8 protein-coding genes are annotated in these 8612 nt (G+C 53.3%); 6 read left to right on the top strand and 2 right to left on the bottom strand.

What is annotated here, in order from left to right:
* Nucleotides 1-417: 417 nt before the first annotated feature.
* From FBQ85_21940 to FBQ85_21930, 3 genes are all read left to right on the top strand, one after another.
* Nucleotides 418-600 (top strand): DUF2281 domain-containing protein, encoded by a 183-nt coding sequence (locus FBQ85_21940; GenBank protein ID MDL1877802.1) that lies wholly within the window; start codon nucleotides 418-420, stop codon nucleotides 598-600.
* Nucleotides 601-766: 166 nt separating this feature from the next.
* Nucleotides 767-1609, top strand: coding sequence for an HAD family hydrolase (locus tag FBQ85_21935; GenBank protein ID MDL1877801.1), 843 nt, complete (start codon nucleotides 767-769; stop codon nucleotides 1607-1609).
* 281 nt (nucleotides 1610-1890) lie between these two features.
* The gene (locus tag FBQ85_21930; GenBank protein ID MDL1877800.1) at nucleotides 1891-2685 is read left to right on the top strand and encodes a cyclase family protein; all 795 of its coding nucleotides are present in this window, start codon (nucleotides 1891-1893) and stop codon (nucleotides 2683-2685) included.
* A 165-nt stretch (nucleotides 2686-2850) separates the two neighbouring features.
* Here the strand turns inward: FBQ85_21930 and FBQ85_21925 are convergent, their stop codons facing one another.
* Nucleotides 2851-4254 carry an APC family permease gene (locus FBQ85_21925; protein MDL1877799.1) on the bottom strand — a complete coding sequence of 468 codons (1404 nt, stop codon included), beginning with the start codon at nucleotides 4252-4254 and terminating at the stop codon, nucleotides 2851-2853.
* A gap of 394 nt (nucleotides 4255-4648) precedes the next feature.
* Nucleotides 4649-5296: an HAD family hydrolase gene (locus FBQ85_21920; GenBank protein MDL1877798.1), complete on the bottom strand. Its 648-nt coding sequence runs from the start codon at nucleotides 5294-5296 to the stop codon at nucleotides 4649-4651.
* A 326-nt stretch (nucleotides 5297-5622) separates the two neighbouring features.
* Between FBQ85_21920 and FBQ85_21915 the strand changes: the two genes are divergently transcribed.
* From FBQ85_21915 to FBQ85_21905, 3 genes are all read left to right on the top strand, one after another.
* Nucleotides 5623-6546, top strand: a complete 924-nt coding sequence (locus FBQ85_21915; protein ID MDL1877797.1) for an ATP-binding protein — start codon at nucleotides 5623-5625, stop codon at nucleotides 6544-6546.
* A 5-nt stretch (nucleotides 6547-6551) separates the two neighbouring features.
* The gene (locus FBQ85_21910; GenBank protein ID MDL1877796.1) at nucleotides 6552-6824 is read left to right on the top strand and encodes a hypothetical protein; all 273 of its coding nucleotides are present in this window, start codon (nucleotides 6552-6554) and stop codon (nucleotides 6822-6824) included.
* A 78-nt stretch (nucleotides 6825-6902) separates the two neighbouring features.
* Entirely contained in the window at nucleotides 6903-7595 is a 693-nt protein-coding gene (locus FBQ85_21905; protein MDL1877795.1) for a zinc metallopeptidase, read from the top strand.
* Nucleotides 7596-8612 lie beyond the last annotated feature (1017 nt).

The raw sequence follows: 8612 nt of genomic DNA, 5'->3' as shown, positions 1-8612 counted from the left end.
TGTTCGGTTAGTTCGCTGAGGACAATCGATTATTTGGCTATTTGAGTCATTCGACCATTTTCTTTTGCCGTTGCTGTTGCTTTTAAAAAGCGATCCCTGCTGCGGTAGAGAAACCTCGAAAATTTTTTGAAAAACCTCATAAATGGCGTTTGACTGTCACGCCGTCATGCTAGCCCGAAAAACCTCGCCGACTTTTCCCTTGCGAGTTGAAGGCAATAGGGTTATCTTTTGACGCATAAAAAATCCTTTACAGCGTTTTTTAAATGCGTGTACAGGATTCGTAGCCCTGCCCCCTTGTGGGGCATTGTTGCAACCGCGAATTTCATGGCTTCAACAGCCGCCCATCCCGCAGCGGCGGGAGGCGGGGACTACAAACTCTGGTCATCCAAATGAAAAACGCTGTAAGGTAACAACACCATGAGCACACGCGACCAGATCAAAAGCGAGATTGACAAGTTGCCGGACGAGGCCTTGCAGGAAGTCCAAATCTTCCTGCGCTTTTTAAAGACGAAGCCGCCCGCGGAAAAACGCAAACAGCCATCGTTCAAATTAAACGGCCGATTTGATAGCCTTGATATTCGCCGGGAAGCGTATGAGTAAGAAGCTGCTGGAAGCAGCTCTTGTCGCTTTGTTCGACATCACTGATTCTTTCACCGTTTTTTACCCCACCAATTGTATCTTCGTCATCTTTCGAAATCTGTTATTCAAAATGCAGTTATAGAATCCGCATACATTTTTTCGCAATGATTCCACAATTTCAAACCTCATGACCATCGAACTCCACAACTTCAATCACACCACCTCCTCTGCCGAGATGTGGCAAAAGCTCACACCGGAGGCGCGGCAACGCCTGCAAACGTTGCGGCGCAACTTGCGCGGCGTCACACTCGATCTCTGGGGCACGATTCTCGCCGACCACCCGGCGCCCATCGACACCGTGGTGTTCAGCGCGCAGCGGCAAAATTTTCTTGGGGAAGAATTGCGCCAACACGGATATGATAAAACCGCGGATGAGGTCAAAGCCGCATACAAACATGCCTGGGAATATTTCGATCAGCTTTGGTTTCAACAAATCGCGTTCGGCGCCGAAGACGGCGTGATTGCCATGCTGAAATTCTTGCAAGCCGAGCTGCCGGCAGAGAGCCTGGCGGGCGTGATCGATTTTTTCGAAAATCTCAATACCCCGCCGCCTCTGCTTGACGGTGTGCAGGAGGGCGTGCAGCAACTGGCGCAAAAATATCCGTTGGCCCTGATTTCCGACACGGCGTGGACGCCGGGCCGCGTGCTGCGCCGGATTCTCGCGCATTATGATTTGCTAAAATGTTTCCGCGTGCTGGTGTTTTCCGGTGAGGTGGGACATACCAAGCCGCATCCCGAAATGTTCAAACGCGCGCTCGCCGGCATTGGCGTCGAGGCGGGCCAGTGCCTGCACATTGGCGACATTCAACGCACGGACGTTGCCGGCGCCAAAGCTATGGGCATGGCCGCCGCCTGGATTCATCGTCCGGAATATGCTGGCAACGCGCAGGAAAATCATTCTCCGGATTTAGCGGTGACCGGCGTCGGGCAGTTGGCGCAGGTGTTATTGCATTCAGAGGGAAGCTTGTAGAAATTTTGCTGCCGGACACTTTTTAGAAATAAGCCTTTTAGCCACTGATTTACACGGATCTACACGGATTTCAAACGCTTCAGAGATTTTCTTGAAAGAAACTATTGTAAGACATAGAAAATGATCAGTGAAAATCCGTGTTCATCCGTGGCTAAAGAAAAAGTGTCCGTTAGCAAGGTAAAAATTCAGTTCCAGATAACAGCTTCACAGGATTCTTCTGAATGACAAGCTCGCCAGGCAAAGCAAAACCGTTATTCATACTATCATTCCAGGAGCAACCCATGCGACGCGATTTAACGTTGGCAGGCGTTTTGTGCAGCATCATTTTGGCAAGTTGTGCGCCCCAGCCGCAACCGTTTCCAAATGGCAAGCTGGTTGATTTAAGCTATTCCTTTTCTACTGAAACGATTTACTGGCCCACGGCACAATCATTCACTTTGGAGAAAGTCGCTGATGGCATAACGCCCGGCGGATACTATTACGCCGCCAACAACTTCGCAGCAGCCGAGCACGGCGGCACGCATCTAGATTCGCCGATTCACTTTGCGGAAGGCAAATACACCACAGATCAAATTCCGCTCGAACGATTGCTCGGCGCGGCGATTGTGATCGATGTTTCTGCTGCCGCTCTGGAGAATCGCGATTATCAAGTGCAGGTTGCGGATTTTGAAGCGTGGGAAGAAACGCATGGCAGAATCCCCGACCGAGCCATTGTGCTGCTGCACACCGGCTCCGGCAAGTTTTGGCCGGATCGTGAAAAATATCTCGGCACCACGGAAACCGGGCCGGATGCCGTTCCCAAGCTGCATTTCCCCGGCTTGCATCCGGAGGCGGCCGCCTGGCTGGTGAGCAATCGGCAGATCAATGCCATTGGCATCGACACGCCGAGCATTGATTATGGGCAATCGACTTTGTTTGAAAGTCATGTTGCGCTGTTTGCGGCGAATATTCCCGCGTTTGAAAATGTCGCGAATCTCGAGCAATTGCCGGAAACCGGCGCGCATGTCATTGCCTTACCGATGAAAATTCAAGGCGGCAGCGGCGGGCCGCTGCGGATTATTGCGATTGTGCCGTGAACAATCCGCCCGGGCGATGAGTCTTTGACAAGCTGCCTTCGACAAGCTCAGGCAGCGGATAGAACCGCCCGGGCGATGAGTCTTTGATAAGCTGCCTTCGACAAGCTCAGGCAGCGGATAGAACCACCCGGGCGATGAGTCTTTGATAAGCTGCCTTCGACAGGCTCAGGCAGCGGGAGTAAAACCGCCCGGGCGGTGAACGTTTTTCACAAACCGTTTGCAAAGCCAAAATGCAAGCGGCCCGCTGGCAAGCGCGATTGCGCCCGGGAATAGATAATCTGCGCCGCCGCCGAACATGGCGAACAAGCCGATGGCGATCGGTGAAATGACGGTGAAAGCGAGTCCCCATTTTCCGCCGGGCACACGAAAATGGCGCGTCAAATGCGGGTGACTGCGCCGCAACTTTGCCAGCGCGAGAAATTCCAAAAACATTCCCGGCAAAATTACCCAGATATCCATTTCCACCAAACTGCGAAAATCAAACCACGAGACCAGGCTGTAGATGACGGAGCTGAACACGATGGCGAATACCGGTGTGCCATAGCGCGGCGAGATGCGCGCAATCGCTTTCGGCAAGTAACCGTCATGCGCCATGGCGAACGGAATGCGGGAATAGGACAGCAGCCAGGTGCCGAACAGCGCCATGTTCGCAATCACGCCGGCGAGCGACACCCATCCTCCCAGCAACGGCCCGCCCAGCGTTTCTGCAATTTTGGCAAAATGTCCGGACTCCCAGCTTTGCCAATTCGCATCTACTGCCAGACTCACCAAAATCGGCAAGCCGTAACTCAGCAGAATCATCGGAAAGATAATGCGCAGCGCGCGCGGCAAAACACGCTCGGAATTTTGTATTTCTTCGGAGGCCGAGGCGAGCGCTTCGAATCCGCTGATGAACCAGATGCTCATCAGCAGGCCGGAGCTGAACGTCGCCATAAAATTTTCGCCGGGGGGCAGCAGCGGGGTGAAGGGATTTTGTGAAATCTGCGGCACGCCGAGGATTATCATGATCACGAACGGCGCGAGCATCAACACCACGAAGATCGTCGAGCTGGCGCCGATGACTTCGATGCCGCGCACATTCAAAAACGTGAAGAACCAAATCACCGCCAGCGCGATGCCCCAATGCGCGAAGGCGTTCATGTGGGGGTAGAAGAATTCAAAATAATCCGCCACCAGCACGGCATAAATTGCGCAATCCAAAAACGAGCTGAGCCACCACCACCAACCGGCTTGAAATCCCCAAAAATCACCGAACGCGGTTTTCACCCAGCGATAAAGCCCGCCCTCGAGCGGCAGCGCGCTGGACAATTCCGCCGACATAAACAGCAACGGCAATCCCCAGAAAATTGGCGTGATGAGCAGCAGGAGAAAAGTCATGCCCGGGCCGACGCTCTGCACAAATTCTTCCAAGCCGAAGGGGCCGGAGCAAACCGTGACATAAACCAGGCACAGCAAGCTGCTCCAGCGCAGCGAGCGCTTGAGCAACGCTTGCCCGGTAAACAGAGGCGCGGGCAACGCCACGGTTGTCGCTTGACTTTGCGGGGGTAAATCCGGAGCCGGGGCGGCCATGCAGTTTCTCCACGAACGATGTTTGCATAACGGAAGCAGGCAGTAGCAGTCGCATCGAAATTGGGGCGGAATCTACACGCTCGGCATTAAAGAAGCAAAGAGATTCTTGGGAATGCGGATTGTGGATTTCAGATTGGGGATTGAAGGCCGGGCGCCGGGGATAGTAAAAAATCAGTATTGAAATGCAATCACTACAAGAGCACTCTTTGCTTTTTTAGGAAACATCTTCAACCGCCAATCTACGCGAATGAACGCTAAGATTTTGTTCGCGTGCATGCGCGGTTGTACCCTTGTTTGGTTGTGGCTTGTCAACGCTGGGTATCTGTGGACGATCGAACAGCATGCCAAAAGATTTTCTGCTGGAGACAAAATTAGTACACGTGAAACCGCCGCCTCATTGCATCAAAGCTTTCAATTCGGAAAAATTGTGTATGACGAAATCCGGCTGCAAGGGCAACAATTTTTCGGCGGGACGAATGCCGTAGGTGACGGCGCATGTGGTAATGCCGGCTGCTTTTCCGGCCAATACATCATTCTCGCCATCGCCGATGATTAGGGCGCCGGCTGCGGGAACGCCAAGCTGGTCCAAAATGAAATGAACCGGCTGCGGATCCGGTTTAAGCTTGAGATCCGGCCGCGCGCCCACGATCACATCGAAAAACTTTGACAAGTCGAGGCGTGCGAGCAACGGTTCGGTGAATTCCTGCGGTTTATTGGAGAGCAGGGCCTTTTTTTTGTGACGAAAATGTTGCAACGTTTCCAGCACGCCATCATACAAGCGGGAGTGATCGACGAGATGCTCGGCATAATAAGCCCGGAAAAAACGCAGCGCGGTTTCCAGGTCGTTTATTTCGGGATTGCCCAGCGCGCGCGCCACCAGCGTGCGTGCGCCATCGCCGACAAAACCGGTGAGAACCGCAAGCGGGAGCGCCGGCCGCCCCAATTGTTGTAAGGCATGGTTAACAGCCGTCGCAAGATCAAGGCGCGTATCCACCAAAGTTCCATCGAGATCAAAAATGAGCAAAGACTTGTCGCGGAGCATCGTTTTTTCCTTCGTTGAGTTGAGTTTGTTTGTTGTAACATGCGCGGAACGGCGCGGGCAAAGCGCAAGATTCGGCTTTCACTGCCGAACTTTTGCTTGCTTCTCCAGGCGCATTTCCCTAACTTTCCGCCATCATTTGGATTTTTGCGGGCAAAAAATTGCTTTTGTGCAAGCCGGCAAACAAATTTTGTGATGCAAAAAATGATCATTTGACGCCGGTTGACGGTATAGTAAGGCGCATTTGCGCAGATCGCCTGTAACGCTAAACAGTTCCAGACCTGGCAAACCGGTCTGATACGATGACGAAGAACGCATAATCGATTGTTATGAAGAAGCAACTTTTCTTTGTCGAAACGGTGGAAGGCCCGCCGTTCGTCATCAAAATTCGCTTTGAAAGCAATGCGCCCATGCCGGACCTGGTGGCGCGCTTGAGCACGTATCTGGAGATGACGTTGAGCCAGGATAAGGCGCATTACGTCATCGACATGGAAAATATTCCGTTTCCTTCCGTCAAGTTGATCGCATTGCTGGTCGCCGCGGCGCAGCGCGCGCGTCTGCGCAATGGCGAGCTTAAGCTCGAAAAAATTTCTGACACTGCCAGGAATAAGTTGAACGCGTTCACCGCCTGGAGTTATCTGGTCGATCCGCCGGACACGGCCGCGCTTCCCGTCGCGATTGCCTCGGCCATTCCCGCTGTCGCGCATGAGGAAGGAAGCGCCAACCCTCTCGCTGAAATCGCGGAACCGCCGTTATTGCTCGATCTTGACAACGATTTGTACCCGGCAACCGATATCAAAAATTTTGGCGATCTCACCGCGCTGAATCTGGCGGAGGCGCAATCGTTCACGCTGCGCGTGGAGAGCAGCGTTTCCAAACTTTACCAGTTGTGTGATTTTGTCATCGAACACGCCAAACTGGCGGGCATGAACGCGCGTGAAATCGGCAAGATTCGCATTGCGGTTTATGAAGCCTGCTTGAATGTAATCGAACATGCCTATCATTCCAACCCCGAAAATTGGATCGATCTCACGGTGCAATACAACTCTGAGCGCTTCCTCATCGTCATACGTGATACCGGTTTGAGCTTTCAGATGAAACCGCAAACCGATTATGACGTACAGGATGCCGTTGCCAAACGCCGCACCGGCGGTTTCGGCATGCACATTATCCGCCGTTCTGTCGATCATTTGGAATATCATCCGGATCGCGTAAACGGCAATCGCTTGATCATGTTAAAAAATTTGCATTAACCCGCATGAATGCCAAACTATTGAACCTGTCGCCCGATAACAGTCAAACTGCAGACAACGAAAAATCCTCCTCGCGCGCGCGGTTGGACGAGAAAATTGCGCAATGGCGCAAGCGCAAGTACAGTACGGCCGCGGTTTTTCTTTTCCTGGGTCTGCTCGGCCTTTTTTTGCCGGTCATTCCCGGGCTGTTGTTTTTAGGCGCAGCATTTTGGCTGGTCTTTCCCAAACAGGCGGAAAAAATCTGGGGCAACCTCAAACGCAAACTGGGGCGGGAATAAGCCTTGAAACAATCACAAATCCTCATTAGATTCAGCGCAAAACGGAAACAAACATTCATTTGAATACTTGACTGGAGGATGACCATGCCGTTCATGTTTTCAACGATGGATCTGATTTTGTTGGTGCCGGCCATGCTGTTCGCCTTGTGGGCGCAATGGAAGGTCAAAAGCACGTACAACAAATTCAGCCAGGTGCGCTCGCGTTACGGCCGCAGCGGCGCGGAAGTGGCGGCTTCGCTGCTCAATCGCAACGGGGTCGGCGGCGTGAGTATCGGACGTTCGGAAGGCATGCTGTCGGACTACTATGATCCCACCAAGAAGGAAGTCCGCCTCTCCGAGCATAATTACGACGGCGATTCGATTGCCGCCTTGAGCGTGGCGGCGCACGAAGTCGGGCACGCGATTCAGCATAAAGCCGCTTACGGCCCGCTGGGCTTCCGCACCAGCTTGTTCCCGGTGGCCAACATCGGCTCGATGCTCGCCATGCCGCTGGCCATTGCCGGTTTGTTCATGGGCATGCCGTTTCTGCTCAATATCGGTATCGTGTTGTTCGCCGGTGCGGTGTTGTTCCAGCTCGTGACGTTGCCGGTGGAATTTGACGCGAGCCGGCGCGCGCTGGTGCAACTGCAAAACGGTGGCTATCTCGCCGCGGATGAAATCGCCATGGCCAAAAAGGTTTTGACCGCCGCGGCCTTGACCTATGTTGCCGCGGCCGCGGTGGCCGTGCTCAATCTCGTCCGGTTGTTGCTGCTGCGCCAAAGCAACGAATGAGGTTCGAGTTTTCGTGAAAAAGGGAGGCTGAGTCTTAGGCTCGGCCTCCCTTTTGTTTTTGGGCGTGGTGATTTGTTTTGATCAGCATACGCGCGGCGAACATGATTCTTGGGAAAAAACTCAAGTCAAAAAATTTTTGACCAGCGGGTTTTGTTTTATATTGTGACGCATCACAGGGCGGCTACGCAAGGCAACGCTTGGGTAAAATTAATACTCTTCACGACACTCATCTCTCTTTACAACTTTGGCGCCGCGGATTCGATAAACAGCCGGAACAGGGCGAACAGGTTGACGATCATCTTTTCACCAAAAGATATGCCACACACTCCTCCGCCGGTGGTTTCAGCGCTACTGCAGAGCCCGCCTCGCCTGAGAAAAACGTGCTCCACAGTCCGGTTTTGGTGTTGAACCATTGACCTTGAATCTGGCCGGCCGCTTCGGAAAGATCGACTTTGAAACCGCTGCCGCTTTCCGCATAAATCACATACTCGACTCCGGGATTGCCGGCGAGCCAGCGCCGGTTGCCCAGAGGCACGAAAGTCGTGAACTCCCACCAGCGAATTTCGTAGTGACTATCGTTGTTCCAAAACTCCCGCAACGTTGTCATAACGTGTGCGCCTTCGGCTTGCGGCATGTCGCCGGAAATCGTTGGCTGGTTCATGAGTTTGCCCTCCTGATAAACACAAAACCCGCCAGCCATCGCCGTGCGCCAGACGGCTTTGCGCGCCGCTTCATCGTCACGCGGTTCCGGCGCGTCGATAACAGCGCGCAGGGTTGGGCGTGTTGTGGTGCGGCTTGAGGCCGGCAAATCCTCCTCTGTTTCGGATTCCAATTTTAGAAATGGGTGATGGTAGGGATCATTCGCCGCAAGCAAGGCGGCAAATTCGGCCGAACCGTTTGAGAGAGTTTCCATCTCCGCTTCAGACACTGCAACCCAAATGACATTGAATGCTGCATAGCGATTCACCAAATATTGCACGAAGCGCGTGACTTGTTCGGCTGACGCGGCTTGCATCT

It is taken from the genome of Cytophagia bacterium CHB2, assembly GCA_030263535.1.
Lineage (GTDB): Bacteria > Zhuqueibacterota > Zhuqueibacteria > Zhuqueibacterales > Zhuqueibacteraceae > Coneutiohabitans.
This window is presented reverse-complemented; position numbering and strand designations above follow the sequence as displayed.